This is a genomic window from Enterococcus mediterraneensis (assembly GCF_900604485.1).
Lineage (GTDB): Bacteria > Bacillota > Bacilli > Lactobacillales > Enterococcaceae > Enterococcus_C > Enterococcus_C mediterraneensis.
Genome location: NZ_UWOP01000001.1, coordinates 667,501 through 682,298 on the forward strand (window position 1 = coordinate 667,501; position 14,798 = coordinate 682,298).

General features: G+C 43.4%; 16 protein-coding genes, 1 rRNA gene and 1 other RNA gene (1 of these 18 running past the window's edge). 5 read left to right on the plus strand and 13 right to left on the minus strand.

The window, feature by feature from the left end; all coding sequences use genetic code 11:
- The 3 genes from EFB00_RS03120 to EFB00_RS03135 form a co-directional block, all read right to left on the minus strand.
- Window positions 1-856 (minus strand): 16S ribosomal RNA (locus tag EFB00_RS03120); it reaches 704 nt to the left of the window's first position.
- Between the two features lie 691 nt (window positions 857-1,547).
- Window positions 1,548-1,910, minus strand: a complete 363-nt coding sequence (locus tag EFB00_RS03130) for a hypothetical protein (RefSeq protein ID WP_122645472.1) — start codon at window positions 1,908-1,910, stop codon at window positions 1,548-1,550.
- Window positions 1,911-1,978: 68 nt separating this feature from the next.
- Window positions 1,979-2,359 (minus strand): CvfD/Ygs/GSP13 family RNA-binding post-transcriptional regulator, encoded by a 381-nt coding sequence (locus tag EFB00_RS03135; protein WP_122645473.1) that lies wholly within the window; start codon window positions 2,357-2,359, stop codon window positions 1,979-1,981.
- 84 nt (window positions 2,360-2,443) lie between these two features.
- Between EFB00_RS03135 and EFB00_RS03140 the strand changes: the two genes are divergently transcribed.
- Window positions 2,444-3,613 carry a MalY/PatB family protein gene (locus tag EFB00_RS03140; protein ID WP_122645474.1) on the plus strand — a complete coding sequence of 390 codons (1,170 nt, stop codon included), beginning with the start codon at window positions 2,444-2,446 and terminating at the stop codon, window positions 3,611-3,613.
- 59 nt (window positions 3,614-3,672) lie between these two features.
- On the opposite strand, the gene EFB00_RS03145 is transcribed toward EFB00_RS03140, so the two are convergent.
- Window positions 3,673-4,260 carry a peptidylprolyl isomerase gene (locus EFB00_RS03145; protein ID WP_122645475.1) on the minus strand — a complete coding sequence of 196 codons (588 nt, stop codon included), beginning with the start codon at window positions 4,258-4,260 and terminating at the stop codon, window positions 3,673-3,675.
- A gap of 133 nt (window positions 4,261-4,393) precedes the next feature.
- On the opposite strand from EFB00_RS03145, the gene EFB00_RS03150 reads away from it, so the two are divergent.
- From EFB00_RS03150 to EFB00_RS03160, 3 genes are all read left to right on the plus strand, one after another.
- Window positions 4,394-5,365 carry an NAD(P)/FAD-dependent oxidoreductase gene (locus tag EFB00_RS03150; RefSeq protein ID WP_122645476.1) on the plus strand — a complete coding sequence of 324 codons (972 nt, stop codon included), beginning with the start codon at window positions 4,394-4,396 and terminating at the stop codon, window positions 5,363-5,365.
- Between the two features lie 55 nt (window positions 5,366-5,420).
- Entirely contained in the window at window positions 5,421-6,029 is a 609-nt protein-coding gene (gene yqeK / locus EFB00_RS03155) for a bis(5'-nucleosyl)-tetraphosphatase (symmetrical) YqeK (RefSeq protein WP_241153393.1), read from the plus strand.
- 229 nt (window positions 6,030-6,258) lie between these two features.
- Window positions 6,259-6,768 (plus strand): phosphatidylglycerophosphatase A family protein, encoded by a 510-nt coding sequence (locus tag EFB00_RS03160; RefSeq protein ID WP_122645477.1) that lies wholly within the window; start codon window positions 6,259-6,261, stop codon window positions 6,766-6,768.
- 47 nt (window positions 6,769-6,815) lie between these two features.
- Here the strand turns inward: EFB00_RS03160 and EFB00_RS03165 are convergent, their stop codons facing one another.
- From EFB00_RS03165 to EFB00_RS03205, 9 genes are all read right to left on the minus strand, one after another.
- Window positions 6,816-7,454, minus strand: a complete 639-nt coding sequence (locus tag EFB00_RS03165; RefSeq protein WP_338133836.1) for a TIGR01906 family membrane protein — start codon at window positions 7,452-7,454, stop codon at window positions 6,816-6,818.
- The gene (locus tag EFB00_RS03170; protein ID WP_122645479.1) at window positions 7,441-8,217 is read right to left on the minus strand and encodes a TIGR01457 family HAD-type hydrolase; all 777 of its coding nucleotides are present in this window, start codon (window positions 8,215-8,217) and stop codon (window positions 7,441-7,443) included. Before EFB00_RS03170 ends, EFB00_RS03165 begins: the two co-directional genes overlap by 14 nt.
- 3 nt (window positions 8,218-8,220) lie before the next feature.
- Window positions 8,221-8,844 (minus strand): YutD family protein, encoded by a 624-nt coding sequence (locus tag EFB00_RS03175; protein WP_122645480.1) that lies wholly within the window; start codon window positions 8,842-8,844, stop codon window positions 8,221-8,223.
- 35 nt (window positions 8,845-8,879) lie between these two features.
- Window positions 8,880-10,262: a bifunctional metallophosphatase/5'-nucleotidase gene (locus tag EFB00_RS03180; protein WP_122645481.1), complete on the minus strand. Its 1,383-nt coding sequence runs from the start codon at window positions 10,260-10,262 to the stop codon at window positions 8,880-8,882.
- Window positions 10,263-10,555: 293 nt separating this feature from the next.
- Window positions 10,556-10,642: signal recognition particle sRNA small type (gene ffs, locus EFB00_RS03185), an RNA gene on the minus strand.
- Between the two features lie 39 nt (window positions 10,643-10,681).
- Entirely contained in the window at window positions 10,682-11,200 is a 519-nt protein-coding gene (gene tadA / locus EFB00_RS03190) for a tRNA adenosine(34) deaminase TadA (protein ID WP_122645482.1), read from the minus strand.
- Between the two features lie 227 nt (window positions 11,201-11,427).
- The gene (locus EFB00_RS03195) at window positions 11,428-11,763 is read right to left on the minus strand and encodes a hypothetical protein (RefSeq protein ID WP_122645483.1); all 336 of its coding nucleotides are present in this window, start codon (window positions 11,761-11,763) and stop codon (window positions 11,428-11,430) included.
- A gap of 61 nt (window positions 11,764-11,824) precedes the next feature.
- On the minus strand, window positions 11,825-13,165 hold the full coding sequence (locus tag EFB00_RS03200) for an RsmF rRNA methyltransferase first C-terminal domain-containing protein (RefSeq protein ID WP_122647028.1): 1,341 nt from the start codon (window positions 13,163-13,165) through the stop codon (window positions 11,825-11,827).
- A 239-nt stretch (window positions 13,166-13,404) separates the two neighbouring features.
- On the minus strand, window positions 13,405-14,115 hold the full coding sequence (locus tag EFB00_RS03205) for a zinc metallopeptidase (RefSeq protein WP_122645484.1): 711 nt from the start codon (window positions 14,113-14,115) through the stop codon (window positions 13,405-13,407).
- 256 nt (window positions 14,116-14,371) lie between these two features.
- On the opposite strand from EFB00_RS03205, the gene EFB00_RS03210 reads away from it, so the two are divergent.
- Window positions 14,372-14,788, plus strand: a complete 417-nt coding sequence (locus tag EFB00_RS03210; RefSeq protein WP_122645485.1) for a hypothetical protein — start codon at window positions 14,372-14,374, stop codon at window positions 14,786-14,788.
- Window positions 14,789-14,798: the final 10 nt, after the last annotated feature.

Below are 14,798 nucleotides of genomic sequence, written 5' to 3' on the forward strand. Positions count from 1 at the left end.
CCTCCAACACTTAGCACTCATCGTTTACGGCGTGGACTACCAGGGTATCTAATCCTGTTTGCTCCCCACGCTTTCGAGCCTCAGCGTCAGTTACAGACCAGAGAGCCGCCTTCGCCACTGGTGTTCCTCCATATATCTACGCATTTCACCGCTACACATGGAATTCCACTCTCCTCTTCTGCACTCAAGTCTCCCAGTTTCCAATGACCCTCCCCGGTTAAGCCGGGGGCTTTCACATCAGACTTAAGAAACCGCCTGCGCTCGCTTTACGCCCAATAAATCCGGACAACGCTTGCCACCTACGTATTACCGCGGCTGCTGGCACGTAGTTAGCCGTGGCTTTCTGGTTAGATACCGTCAAGGGATGAACATTTTACTCTCATCCTTGTTCTTCTCTAACAACAGAGTTTTACGATCCGAAAACCTTCTTCACTCACGCGGCGTTGCTCGGTCAGACTTTCGTCCATTGCCGAAGATTCCCTACTGCTGCCTCCCGTAGGAGTCTGGGCCGTGTCTCAGTCCCAGTGTGGCCGATCACCCTCTCAGGTCGGCTATGCATCGTGGCCTTGGTGAGCCGTTACCTCACCAACTAGCTAATGCACCGCGGGTCCATCCATCAGTGACGCAAAAGCGCCTTTCAAATATCCTTCATGCGAAGAACATTGTTATACGGTATTAGCACCTGTTTCCAAGTGTTATCCCCTTCTGATGGGCAGGTTACCCACGTGTTACTCACCCGTTCGCCACTCTTCTTTTTCCGATGAGACAAGTCTCGGTGGAAAAAGAAGCGTTCGACTTGCATGTATTAGGCACGCCGCCAGCGTTCGTCCTGAGCCAGGATCAAACTCTCATAAAAAGTTTGGAAACGATCAATTGATCGTTAAGCTCATTGAATTGATTTGCTAGCTATTGCTTGCATGTATTTTGCTTCTTGAAAGAAGCGCCCTACACATTTGGTTCGTTTGCTTGCTTTGTTCAGTTTTCAAAGGTCTACCGTGCTGTTTCAGCAACTTTTTAATCATATCAGAGTGACAAGTGTTTGTCAACTCTTTTTTGATTTTTTTCGCAAGAGTTAGAAACTCGAGAAGCGAAATGTTTGAAAGTTGTTTCTCAGCGACTTGATTAGTTTATCAAGTTTTTTGTTATTTGTCAACTACTTTTTAAAAGAAACTTTCTTTCTGTATCAGCATTTTGTTTCTCTCGTAATTTGACGACTTCGTTATAGTAACATCTGTTTCGCGATTCGTCAACTGCTTTTTTCAACTTTTTTCTGAAAAGTTTTTGAGGAGTTGTTTCATCACCAACGTTGAATAATTTACCATTTCTTAAACCTGTGGTCAATAAGAAATTTCACTTTTTTTAGCCAATATTCTGGCGCTCATTTCTTGTTTTTTCCTTGTTCATTCGTTTTTTAGCAAGAATCCATCATGTTTAGCGTCTTTTTATTTGAAGATAGCCTGAAAAAGCAGACAAAATAACGAATCAGGACATTGTTACAGGCAAAAAAAGAAATAAAAAAAAGCCGAAAAAATCGGCTTTTTTTCTTTTTAGAAGAAGGGAACTCCTTCAATCGCGTATTTTTTTATGATTTCAAGAAATCGATCGGCTTCTTCCCAATGATAATCATCGGGTAATTGTTCAGTCAATTTCGCTTCTTCGGTTTCAAAAACAAATAGCGGAATGTTTTCTTCATCGATATGTCCATTTGTCAGTTCAACAAGATTCATGTTGTTTACGTCAAGATGCGCAGTTTCTTTCAATAATTGTAAAATATTAGCCAAACCTGTGTGTTCATTAGAAAATTCTGTATACGCCAACTCGATCGTATCTCCAACTGAGTGCATCAAAAATTTTTTTGAGCCATTTTGCAAGTGCAACATCACAGTACCAGCGACTTTTTTGTCTGTCAAAACATCCACCTCAATTGTTTTATCTGTTAACAAAGTGATTTTAGCATATTTTCAGAAAACATACAAAATCATTTTCTCGCGTTTGCATGATGCAACCGTGTTAGAGCTTCGTCGATCCATTTTGGCAACTCTTTTTCGATACTGTCAAAACCGATTTTTTTATTTTTGTTAGTAAAATATCTTTTGCGGCGAATCCGGTTAGGCGTATAGTTTTTCTCTAATGTCCGTCGGGATAAGCTGATCTTTTGCGAGTACTCATCGATATCGATGACCTGAACTTTGACGTCTTCCCCGATTTTTATCACATCATTTATATTTTTGGTATAACCGGATTGGATCTCAGAAACATGGATCAGGCCTTGTGTCTGTTCGTCTAATGAAATAAATGCACCATAGGGTTGAATGCCGGTGACTTTTCCTTCTATAATTTGTCCAATTTTATATGTCATATAGTTTCCTCTCTTTGCAATATTCATTATACTGTAAGTAAAAGAAAAATTGAAGTTCATTCAGCTTCAATCGGAGGCGATAAAATGGTTGATTTTGATACGGTCATTGATCGTAGTAATACAAACAGCGTGAAATGGGACAGCATCAGCGAGACATACGGCAAAGAAAATCTGTTGCCGCTATGGGTCGCAGATATGGATTTTATGTCCCCTGGTCCGGTCGTTCAGGCTTTAACGGATTTTGCCAAAAACGGCATCTACGGCTATACTGTCACACCGGATAGTCTTTTTCAAGCGGTTATTAACTGGCAGAAAAAACATTTCGGTTATGAATTGAACAAAGAAGAGATCATTTTCTCTCCTGGGGTTGTTTCCAGCATCGGGATCGCGATCCAAGCATTTACCGAACCCGGTGATGCTGTCTTGATCCACGATCCGGTCTATCCGCCTTTTGCTGAAATGATCACTGCAAACCATCGACAACTGATACGCAGCAAATTAATTGAAGAAGACGGATACTTCGCGCTGGATTTTGCAGATATGGAAGCTCAAATCATGGAACACGATGTGAAACTGATGATTTTATGCAATCCTCATAATCCCGGCGGTCGTGTCTGGCACCAAGACGAGCTGCAAACTCTGGGAGAACTCTGCCAAAAGCATCAAGTAAAAGTCGTCAGTGATGAGATCCACGAAGACATTGTATTCCGGCCTCATCACCATGTTTCTTTTCAAACAGTTCATCCGGATTTTGCTGACTTTTCTATCGTGTTGGCGGCCCCAACTAAAACATTCAATTTGGCTGGGCTCAAAAATTCGATGGTCTTCATCAAAAATCCCCAGTTGCGGAAACGGTATATTGATATACAACACCTGACTAGTCATAATCCGATCAATACATTTGGCATGATCGGAACTGAAGCCGCCTATCAAAACGGCGAGAGTTGGCTAGAGGAACTGCTGACGTATCTGGAAGAAAATCTTTCTTTCGCCTGCGATTTTTTTGCTGAAAAAATGCCGCAGCTGCGGGTAATGAAACCGCAAGGAACCTATCTGTTATGGTTGGATTTCTCCAATTATAGCTTGACGGATCGTCAGCTTCGAAACAAACTGATCAATGAAGCTCAGGTAGTTTTGAATCCCGGGATCACGTTTGGACCGGAAGGAAGTTCCCATATGCGGTTGAATTTTGCTTGTGCCAGAACCATCCTGGCTCAGGGGCTGGAACAGATCGCCGCCGCTTTTACAGATTAAAAAAAGACCGTGAAGGAAGTCAAACGTTTTGCTGACTTCCTTCACGGTTTTATTTGTTATTAGCCGTTGATTTCGATAGTTTCTATGACTACATCGTGCACAGGACGGTCTTGAGGTCCTCTTTGTACATTGGCGATCTCATCTACCACGCCCATTCCGGAAATCACGTGTCCGAAAACAGTGTGACGGAAGTCAAGCCATGGTGTGCCGCCTTCTTTATAGGCTTCGATGATCTCAGAAGGATAGCCGGCGCCTTCCATTTGTCCTAGCATATTGCCGGGAACATTTTGGTTGTTGACGATGAAGAATTGGCTGCCGTTGGTATTAGGACCGGAGTTTGCCATTGACAACGCGCCGCGGATATTGAAAAGTTCTTTTGAAAATTCGTCTTCAAAATCACCGCCGAAAATACTTTCTCCTCCCATACCAGTACCGGTAGGATCGCCCCCTTGGATCATGAAATCAGGGATCACACGGTGAAAAATGACGCCATCATAGTAGCCTTTTTTCGCTAAACCGACAAAGTTTTCAACTGTTTTTGGCGCTAATTCTGGGAATAATTGAACAGTGATATCGCCGCGATTTGTTTTGATAACGGCCTGATGATCAGCATTTTTTTCTAATGATAGTTGTGGAAATTGAGACAATGAAATCTCCTCCTCGTAGTTAGTGTAGTTTCATGATAGCAGAAAAACATTTTTTTGCCACGTTTCTTTGCTATAATGCTTGTAGAATTATTTATTCTTACAATTCAAACGTTTAATATAAAGGAGAATTTTGATGGAATTATATGATGTAACAATTGTCGGAGCTGGACCAAGCGGGATGTTTGCCGCATTTTACGCGGGGATGCGGAATGCAAAAACAAAACTGATCGACAGTCTGCCTCAGTTAGGGGGACAGTTGGCGACTTTATATCCAGAAAAATATATTTACGACATCCCGGGTTTCACGAAGATCAAAGCCGGCGAACTGATCAAAAACCTTGAAAAACAGCTTACTACCTTTAACCATACATATTACTTGGAAGAGGAAGTTTTGGAAATCAAAAAAGTAGAAGACTTTATTGAAGTGACTACTAATAAAGACATCCACTACTCCAAGTCAGTCATTTTGGCATTAGGTAACGGCTCTTTCCAACCCCGCAAATTAGCATTGGACGGCATCGAAGCCTTTGAAAATGCGGGACTTGATTATTATGTGACGGATTTGATGAAATACGCCGGCAAAAAAGTCGCCATCGCAGGCGGCGGTGATTCCGCTGTTGACTGGGCATTGATGTTAGAACCGATCGCCGCAGAAGTTTCCATTATTCACCGTCGCCCAGAATTTCGCGGTCATGAACACAGCGTCAACAAGCTGAAAACATCTTCTGTCAATATTTTGACGCCTTATGTGATCAATGAAGTTCTCGGAGATGACCGGATCTCTGAAATCGTCTTGCAACAGGTCAAAGGAGAAGAAAGTGTCCGGATGACCATTGACAATCTGATCGTCAATTACGGATTTACTTCTTCATTGAACTTGAAGAATTGGGGTCTGGAAAGTACTCGCCAAGGCATTATCGTGGATACGGATATGAGTACCTCGATCCCCGGTGTTTATGCTTGCGGCGATGTCGTTCAATACGATGGCAAAGTGAAATTGATCGCCACAGGATTCGGCGAAGCACCAACAGCAGTCAATAACGCATTGCACTTTATCGACCCGAAAAACCGGACCCAACCAGGACACAGCAGCAGCTTGTTCTAACAATATCTTGCTTTGCGACAAACGCTAAAAACCAATGAAGAAATGAGGCGATCTATTGAAACTGTCTGCTTATTCGATTCTGTTTGAAACTCAAAGACTTGACCAGCAAGTCGAAGAATTTTTGCAAGCTTATCATTGTGAATATCTGATGCCTCATCTTCTTGCTGTCGCAAAGGAGTCTGAAGTGTTAGCTCAACGTTTTGATGAAGATCCCCAAGCCGCTTATCAAGCAGGTATTCTCCATGATATCAGTGTCGTGATCCCTGATCAGGAGCGGATTGCTTTTCATGAAGATCTGGGATTGTCAATCTTGCCTGAAGAACGCGTGCTGCCCATGATCTTGCATCAACAGCAGTCAGCACTTTTAGCCGAAGAATGTTTCCATATAACAGACCAAAAGATCCTGTCAGCGATCTCCTGTCACACTACATTGAAAGCTGCACCAACAAAACTAGAGATGATCGTTTTTTTAGCCGATAAGATTCGCTGGGATCGTTCAGGGACGCCCCCATTCTTAGCCGGTCTGCAAAATGCGTTGACCGTTTCGCTTTCCGATGCCTGCTTGTATTACTTAGATTGGCTGTTTTCAGAAGACTTATTGGTTCCCCATCCTTGGGCTGTCTCGGCTAGAGAAGAACTGCGTTTTCGCGTGAGGAACGACTAAAAACATACATTACTACCTGCAAAATACCCGACGTCAGCGTCTCATTTGATAACAGCTCACTGTCAGCCGTTACATTCGATTCTCCAGCACAGGGTATTTTTTGTAAAACTTATTTGTTTTTAAAGGGTGTTTCGTCTTCGTTCTGCCTGAGGTCCATCGCTTTCATTTGATTGAATGACCGCAATGAGATACCATAAAAGTGTAGCAAAAATGACAAGGAGGACAGCAGATGGTTATCAAAACGAAAACATTAGAAGAAAAAGCGCGGGATCTTTTGACTTCACGCGGCGTATCGATAGAAGCGATCGGTGAATTGGTGCTCTTTTTGCAAAAAGAGTATATTGAAGGCATCACGTTAGAACAATGTATCGAAAGTGTGAACAGTGTGTTAACAAAGCGGGAGGTCCACAACACGATCATTACGGGCGTCCAGTTGGATCTGTTAGCTGAAGCTGGCCAATTAGGTGATCCATTGCAAGAAATCGTTTCAGAAGATGAAGGTCTTTACGGCATCGATGAAATTTTGGCCCTTTCTATCGTAAATGTCTATGGCTCGATTGGCTTTACTAACTATGGCTATATCGATAAGGTCAAACCGGGGATCTTAGAAAAACTGAATGCCCACAACGGCAAAGATGTCCATACGTTCTTGGATGATATCGTAGGCGCCATCGCTGCGGCGGCAGCCAGTCGTTTGGCTCATCAACATCCTCATAAATCCAAAGATATCACGCAATAAAAAAACGCGACAAAAGAATCAGTTTTTCTGACTTTTGTCGCGTTTTTTTAATTTTTGTTTTTCAGTGATCGCTTGCCGATAAGGATCATAATGAAAAAGAACACTTCGATCAAAACGAATGCCAAAATAAAGCAGTGCATAAAATAAGCTTCCGGCAATACATTAATGATCGGGTCTGTCGCCGGATCAAACAGCCAGTCATCATTTGAGAAAAACATCTGATGGAATTTCACAAAAAATGTGTCAAAACCGACTGCCATCAAGCTGCCTAAAACTACTGGCACTGCCATCCCCCATTTAAATGGAAGGATCAGCTTCCATAAACGCTTTTCTTTTGCCAAACGGCGCAAAAAAAGCAGACTGGGGATCAAGGTTACCAAGAAGATGCCATAATCCAATAAAAACAATTTCTTCACATCATAAAAATGCCCGCGGCCGCTTTCCGACATGGGAAAATCAGGCAGTGACAACTGATGATTGAAAGGATTGTTCAAAAATTTCATCAGCAAATCGAAATTCTTCAATAATTCTTCCTTGGTAAGATCCGTCGCCTCCAAAATATTCAGATGGTGGATATCCCACACATAAAGAGGACGAAAATTGATCGTCAGCAGGACCGCGAAACTGATCAGCGTCAAAAATACCAAGATGATCCCGAAAACATCCCGCCAATTATTTTTCATCATAAAAGTCCCACTCATCCAAGCTGTCTAAAACATAGGTCGGAGCTTCCGGTAAATCAGGTACCGCCTCTTTAGGGGTAAATCCAGAAAGGACCAAGAATGTGTCGATACCGTTGTTTAATCCCGAACGGATATCTGTTTCGTAGTTATCCCCTACCATGATAACGGAATCTTTGGAAAGACCGATCCGTTCGACTGCTTTTTCCATAATGATTGCTTCAGGTTTGCCGATATAGATGGGTTTCGTTTGTGTCGAAGTTTCCACAAGACGGATCAGTGAACCGGCTCCTGGTAACAATCCTCGTTCAGTAGGAATGTTTTTGTCGGAGTTCGTTCCGATAAAGGTCGCGCCTTTTTGGATCGCCAACGTTGCTAGGACAAATTTTTCGTAAGTCACTTGGTTATCCAAGCCGACTACTACATAATCGGGATTTGTTTTATCCCATTGGAAACCAGCCTCCAAGATCAGATCGATCAAGCCGGATTCACCGATCACAAAGACTTTGTTGCCTTTATTGTCTGCCTTCATGAAATCGATCGTCGCCAAGCTGGCAGTATAGATCGTGTCCGCATCCACATGGATATCGAATTCATTTTTTAAACGATCCGCTACCGTTTGCGGACTGCGGGTGGTGTTGTTGGTAACGAACAGGAACGGGATCTTGTCTGCCTGCAGCTTTTCAACAAAGCGTTTGCCGGCAGGGATCGGTTCAGTTCCTAAGTAGATCGTTCCGTCTAAATCAATTAAATAGCCTTTATATTTCATCAATCAATCTTCCCGTTTACGAATGACGAAGCCCTCTTTTTTGGTTGTCTTGGAAGGTTGGTCATTCTTTTCATTTTTCGTTTTTTCATTTCTGCGGTTCTTGATCACAGGTTTGGATTTACGACTTGCGACCACTTCCCGTTTTTCAGCGACATGTGCCTGCTGTTTTTCGGAAGAAGCGGTATTCTTCTTGCGGCGCTGACGGCTGTGACCTTTTTCCCGTTTGCCGCCGACACGTTGGATCACAAAATACGCACAGCCAAAATTGCAATACTCATACAAATAGTCTTCCAGCATATCGATCCGTTGATCAGGGAACGCTTTGCGATTGTCAGCTTCAAAAAAGCCCTTCAACCGTAATTGTTCATAACCCCAATCTCCTACGATATAATCGTAACGTGCTAAAACATCGCTGTACCGTTCGCCCAATTTTTCCAGGTCGAAGCCTTCGCGATGGTTTTTTACTAGTTTATATTGTCGGCTGCCGATCATAAAATCGGTGTCGCTGATTGCTACAGCAACTTCCTCTTTCTTCGGTTTTGCCGGTTCTTCGATGATTTCCTCAAGAACATTGGTCAATTCATCGGTTATATTCTTTGCCTTTTCAGGCTGTTTTTCTTTCGACATTTTTTCACCACCTGTTGGTTTATTATACCTTGTTTTTAAACGATTGGGTAGTGAGCATGTAAGTAGTTTCCTAAGACACTGCGAATAAATTCCGGGAAAAGAAATTCATACTGTCCTGCGATCTCAATGGTCGGAAAAAAGGGAACGAACATAAAATGATCCACCGTCGTCAATGTATACTCTTTTTCCGGTTGGACCTCTTGATCCAGCCAGTAGACTTTATGGTTCACACTGTCATAAGAAATACCGTCATAAACGATCTGTCCGAAGATCTTACCGCGAAATCCCATACCGATCATCGGAAAATTACGCAAAAAATTACGGTTTTTTTCCATCTCCAAAACCATGCGGATGACGTCGCTTCCTTTCAATGCGACACGAATCAGATGCATAGGATGAGGCAATGTCGTATGCAGCTGGTCTTGGTCCACGATTCCTTGCGGCAAAGGTGTCAAAAACAGGCCGGTATTCAAAACAGCGGCTTCGGTTTGTCCGCGGAATTTGACTGCCGCCAATGTTTCTTTGATCAAAGAATGATCTGCATAAGGATCTAGATGCAACGTATAAGGCAGATCAGCCACCACTTTATTCTTCAATAAACGATGGCCTTCTTCCAGGTAGCCGTCGATCTCTTTTTCATCTTCCGGAAATGCGGTGAGCGTTGCTGTTTCGATAGTGCGAGCTTCCCGATCAATAATCTGCCGCTGATCATCCAATGTCAACGCAACTTCCCCGATGTATTGGCCGAATTTGCCGGCCGCCGCTAAAAGTACACCATTGACCATCTTCCCTTCCGGAAACAAATGATGGGTGTGGGAACCTAGGATCACATCGATCATTGGCAGTTCATTGGCGATCAAGTGATCATCTTCGATCCCCAGATGGCTCATCAAAACCAAGACGTCTACTTGCGGCCGCAATGAACGAGCCAGCTTCGCCAAGATCTCCATTGGAAAACGGATATCCCAGCCGTTTGGGGCGTAAGTCAGCGGAAACGGCGCTGTCATTGCTATCAAGCCGACTTTCGTTCCTTTTTTCGTCTCGATGATTTTATAAGGTTTGGCCCATTTTGGCAGCTGCAATGTTTTTTTGTCATACAAATTTGCTAAAAGAACATCAAAATTCGCTTGATCATAGAGATGATCAAGATCATCTTTGGAATTTCCCACACCTTCATTGTTGCCGATAGTGGCGGCATCATAGCCTACCTGATTCATTAACGCCACATTTGCGTGGCCGTTCGTCGCCTCGCTCAATGGATGCCAGCGATCAGTAAAATCACCTAAGTCAACGGTGATCGCCGTTTCGCCGCTTTGTGTGACCTCACGTTTCCGCTGATCGAGATAACGCCGGATCTTCGGCCAATTTTCTAAATGTGAGTGCAGATCGTTCGTATGCAGTAGCACGATTTTTTCCATTTAAACGCCTCATTTCACTTTCAAATCAGCAGTTCTGCACAAAAAACTGCTGACGGATTATTTTTTTATTATAGTCGGAAGGGAGATATTTTACTAGTTTCCCCACTTTATAAGAGATTGTCAGACGATATTATACTGAAACAAAACTCAAAAAACGCATACTGCTCTTTTCCTAAAGGAAGAACAGAATGCGTTTGTTTTCGTATACTTATGCTGCCGTTTCTCCCATAATTTCCTCATACAGAAGAATTTTACGGCAACAAAAAAAGAGCCTCGCGCTCTTGTTCGTTTATTTATTAATAAGACACATGGTGGAACCCGCTTAGTGCTGCTTCCTTCCAGATCTGACACGCTTCACAAGCCCACCATTGTCCTAGCCTTTCGGCAAAATTTAGTATACCGCAAAAATTTGTGTTTGGCTAGTCTTTCTCCAGAGATTTTTGTCGACGCGCGTTTTTTTTGGCTTCTCGCAGACTTTTGAAGAAATCAGTCAGCAGACTGCCGCAAGTTTCTTCAAGAATACCGCCTTCCACATAGCTCCAATGATTGAACCGCTGATCTTCTAGAAGATTCATAAATGTCCCCGCTGTTCCGCCTTTAGGATCATAAGCGCCAAAATAGACTTCCTCTACTCGAGACAGCTGCATGGCACCGCTGCACATAGCACAAGGTTCCAACGTCACGAACAATTGAGATTTTTCCAATCGCCAGCTTCCTGCCTGCCTGCACGCTTCGCGGATCGCAAACATTTCCGCATGAGCGGTCGCGTCTTGAGTGTGCTCTCGCAGATTGTGTCCTCGCCCGATGATCTTGCCGTCTAAAACTAGGACCGCCCCGATCGGAACTTCTTTTTGCGCGCCGGCCTTTTGCGCTTCTTTGATTGCTTCTTGCATGTAGTATTCTTTTTCCCCTTGAGTCAATGTACTGATTTTTTCCACGATGTTCTCCTTACCTCATACTTATCAAGGCATCAGCTTGATCGAAACCTATTTTAGCATAGAGTAGCATAGATTTTTTTATCTGTAACCATTTTTCAATAGAATCACCAGTTGGACAAAACAAAAAAGCTAAAAATCTCTAAAACAATTAGCAGCGCTCCGCCTGATTTGGCGAATTGCCGTTTTTGAATTAGAAGATGTTTTAGCTTTTTTTGGGAAGGATTGGTTTAAAAGACCGAATCAATAAATCCTGTCAACTTGTCTTTCAACATTTCTGTCGTGTCTTTTACATTCTCGCCGTAAACAGAGATTTTTTTCCGACTTTTTTTGATTTTATCCATGATATCCATCAGTGAATCCAAATCATCATCTGACAAATCATCGACTACACCCAGCAGCTGCTCGTTCCCGTGAAATTTGTCATCAACAAACTTTTTCACTTTTCGGCGATTCGTGCAGTGCTTGACCTTGTTCACCAGCTTGTCGGAAACAATTGCAGCCGTAGCGATACCTGCTGCTGCAGCGATACTCAAACCAATCGTTACTTTTGTTGAAGTTTTCATGTCTATCAGCTCCTCTACTTCTATGGTATCACAGAGCTGAAAATATGAATAATAATTGCGTTTACACCGCTTGGAATCTTAACCCTTTTGGAAAGAAATTTTTGATTGTGCCTTGGACTTGTTTCCCAAAGCCGACTGGGATCTGTTCCACGCATAAAAGAACCCAACCGGCATTGCCGGCTTTAGTGATGGTTTCTCCTGCCACGTATTTTTTCCACTCATCGATCGATAGGTGGACACAAGGATAATCGGCGGTCTTGTTGACTGCCATCGCCAACGCGTAGCTGGGTTCGATGCGGTTTTTCTTGACGGTTCCTAAATGCAGACCTGCCCGCAAAAACTTGATACCTTTTAATGACGGTGCACTTTCAGGGACCAGCCATAGTTGATCGCCGAATTGAACCAACGTTCCTTCTGCGGGAGCCGGGATCATTTGACTCAGCGCTTGCCATAAACGCTGTGTCTCGCGATCGATGCTGTTTTTCGTTTTCTTGCTTTTCTTCTCGGAATCTTCACCATGAAAACGGAGCTTTGCGACAAAATGTCCTTCTCCTTGATTTTTATGGGGCCATAACCGCACGGTGTGTTCCAATCCCGCCACACTGCCCCATTCAGGACGACCGTGGGAAACATTCTCGATCTCGATAGGCTCGATGGTTATTGGATAATTTTCTACCAGCCAGCTGATGATCTGTTCATTCTCTTCCGGTGCAAAGGTACACGTGGAATATATCAATGTTCCTTCCGTTTTCAGCATCTGTAATGCCGAGTCCAAGATCTCTTTTTGCCGTACTGCGCATTGCAAAGGTGTCTGTTCTGTCCATTCTGCGATCGCCTGCTCGTCTTTTCGGAACATCCCTTCTCCGGAACAGGGAGCATCTACCACGATACGATCAAAAAAGCCGGAGAAGTGTTTGACCAATTCATGAGGAGCATGATTAGTTACGATGGCATTTGCTGCTCCCCATCTTTCCACATTCTCCGCCAAGATCTTCGCACGTTTTGGAAAGATCTCATTAGCCACCAACAGGCCTTCATTTTGCATCTGACCGGCGAGCTGGGTCGTTTTTCCTCCAGGTGCCGCGCACAGATCTAAAACTTTTTCGCCGGGTCGGGCATCAGCTACCGATGCGACGATCATCGCACTGGGTTCTTGACTATATACGTAGCCAGCTTGATGCAGCAATGATCTGCCGCTGACTTCGCCTAAATAACCGTTTTGCGCGTAAGGCGCAGGGCTTCTTTCCGGTCCATAAACTGACAGCATCTCAGCTGCCGCCGGTTTCAATGGATTCAATCGAAATCCTTTTTGGGGAGTCCCCTCTTCTATTGCTTCGAACAATGCTTCGGCATCGTCTAATAATGTTTGATACTTTTCTTTAAATGCTAGTGGTAATTCCATTGCTTCACTTCCGTTATTGATTTTTGCTAGAACCATTATAGAAACATCTAGAACAGCGCGCAACCAAAAGAACGCAAAACACCTGACTATTACAAAAAAATTATTTTTTCAAGACCACCGGCTAACACGACCTTATATGAAAAACCAGCAAAAAAAGAACGCCGCCGCAGACTTCCAGCGCATCTTGCGCTTAGAAGTTCTGTCAACGAACGTTCAGATATATTTTTGTTCCAGCGATATTAATCGCGGCGATTGTTGCCGCCAAACAGCAAGAACAAACGTAATAGTTGTAAAAAGGTGCTGATGGCTGCAGCCACATAAGTCAATGCAGCAGCTATCAATACTTTTCGCGCCATCGGTACTTCTTCAGGCGTCAATAAACCGCCATCGCTAAGAATCTTCAGCGCCCGTCTGGAAGCATCGAATTCGACTGGCAATGTGACTAATTGGAAAAGCAATGCCAATGAAAAAGCGATTAATCCTAAGTTGATCAGAAATTGCCCTTGCAGCACGACACCGATCAAAATGATCGGAAAAGCCATCGTAGATCCCAAATTCGCTACCGGTACGATCGCAGCCCGCAAACGCAATGGAAAATAATTTTTCGCGTCTTGGACAGCATGTCCGCACTCGTGGGCCGCTACTCCGATCGCTGCTACTGAAGTGGATCGGGCGGTAGATTGAGACAAGCTCAATATTTTTGTTCCGGAGTTGTAATTGTCTGTCAAATCTCCTGAGATGCCTTGGACCCCGACATCATTGATGCCTTGACTTTGCAAAATAAATTGCGCGGCTTGTGTACCGGTCACATTGTTTCGGCTTCGTACCTCATCAAACTTGCGAAATGTATGATTAACGTAGGCGGAAGCAGCCATTGACAATGCCAGTCCGATCAAGACCAAAATAAACGTTGGATCAAATAGATTAAAACCCATTCCATAACCGTACATTTGTCAGTTTCCTCCCCTTCTTTTTGACTATATTTTACCATTAATTCTTTGAATAATTTATGAAAAGAACTGGAAAAAACAAGGTTTAATGTTTTTTTACAGAAATTGTTCTTTTTAAGTCGTTTTAATCGGGCAATAACAGTTTTTACAGAAAGACGATGCGTTTTCGAATAATAAGAAACACTACTTGAATCCGCTCTCTTATTAGCTTATTATTAGTCTAATAACTTTAAGTGGAGAAGGTGAGGAAAATGGGATGAATCTTTTGCAGCAATTGATCGCGTACTTTGATCGATTCCCGCCGCTAGTTACTGCCATCCTCTGGTTTGCCGTCATTCTTTTGGCACTTGCTTTGCTCTTTGCGCTTTTCAGTCTGTTAATCACACCATTTATGATGCTGTACAATCGTTTGACTGACCGTAACAAAAGCAATGTGCTGGACACGGAGGACTATGTACTTGGCGAACTTACGGAAAAGATCCAAGGTGCGTCACTCGGCGAAGTCATGGAGACCGGCAGCGGCACCGCTCGATCTGTCCATCCTGCCCGCCTTTATCGAGAAACTGATATCCAAAATGATCTATTGCTGCCCATTGGAACCAAAGTCTTGATCATTGACTTTGATTCTCAAGGTGTCGCTTTGGTTGTAAAAAATAAAAACTTTATGGAATAGGAAGTGTCTT

What these genes read in the sequence shown, in the direction of transcription:
- EFB00_RS03135 (WP_122645473.1), bottom strand. Translation starts at nt 2,359, where the DNA reads ATGACATATAAAATTGGACAAATTATAGAAGGAAAAGTCACCGGCATT.
- EFB00_RS03140 (WP_122645474.1), top strand. Translation starts at nt 2,444, where the DNA reads ATGGTTGATTTTGATACGGTCATTGATCGTAGTAATACAAACAGCGTG.
- EFB00_RS03150 (WP_122645476.1), top strand. Translation starts at nt 4,394, where the DNA reads ATGGAATTATATGATGTAACAATTGTCGGAGCTGGACCAAGCGGGATG.
- EFB00_RS03160 (WP_122645477.1), top strand. Translation starts at nt 6,259, where the DNA reads ATGGTTATCAAAACGAAAACATTAGAAGAAAAAGCGCGGGATCTTTTG.
- EFB00_RS03165 (WP_338133836.1), bottom strand. Translation starts at nt 7,454, where the DNA reads ATGATGAAAAATAATTGGCGGGATGTTTTCGGGATCATCTTGGTATTT.
- EFB00_RS03170 (WP_122645479.1), bottom strand. Translation starts at nt 8,217, where the DNA reads ATGAAATATAAAGGCTATTTAATTGATTTAGACGGAACGATCTACTTA.
- EFB00_RS03175 (WP_122645480.1), bottom strand. Translation starts at nt 8,844, where the DNA reads ATGTCGAAAGAAAAACAGCCTGAAAAGGCAAAGAATATAACCGATGAA.
- EFB00_RS03180 (WP_122645481.1), bottom strand. Translation starts at nt 10,262, where the DNA reads ATGGAAAAAATCGTGCTACTGCATACGAACGATCTGCACTCACATTTA.
- EFB00_RS03195 (WP_122645483.1), bottom strand. Translation starts at nt 11,763, where the DNA reads ATGAAAACTTCAACAAAAGTAACGATTGGTTTGAGTATCGCTGCAGCA.
- EFB00_RS03200 (WP_122647028.1), bottom strand. Translation starts at nt 13,165, where the DNA reads ATGGAATTACCACTAGCATTTAAAGAAAAGTATCAAACATTATTAGAC.
- EFB00_RS03205 (WP_122645484.1), bottom strand. Translation starts at nt 14,115, where the DNA reads ATGTACGGTTATGGAATGGGTTTTAATCTATTTGATCCAACGTTTATT.
- EFB00_RS03210 (WP_122645485.1), top strand. Translation starts at nt 14,372, where the DNA reads ATGAATCTTTTGCAGCAATTGATCGCGTACTTTGATCGATTCCCGCCG.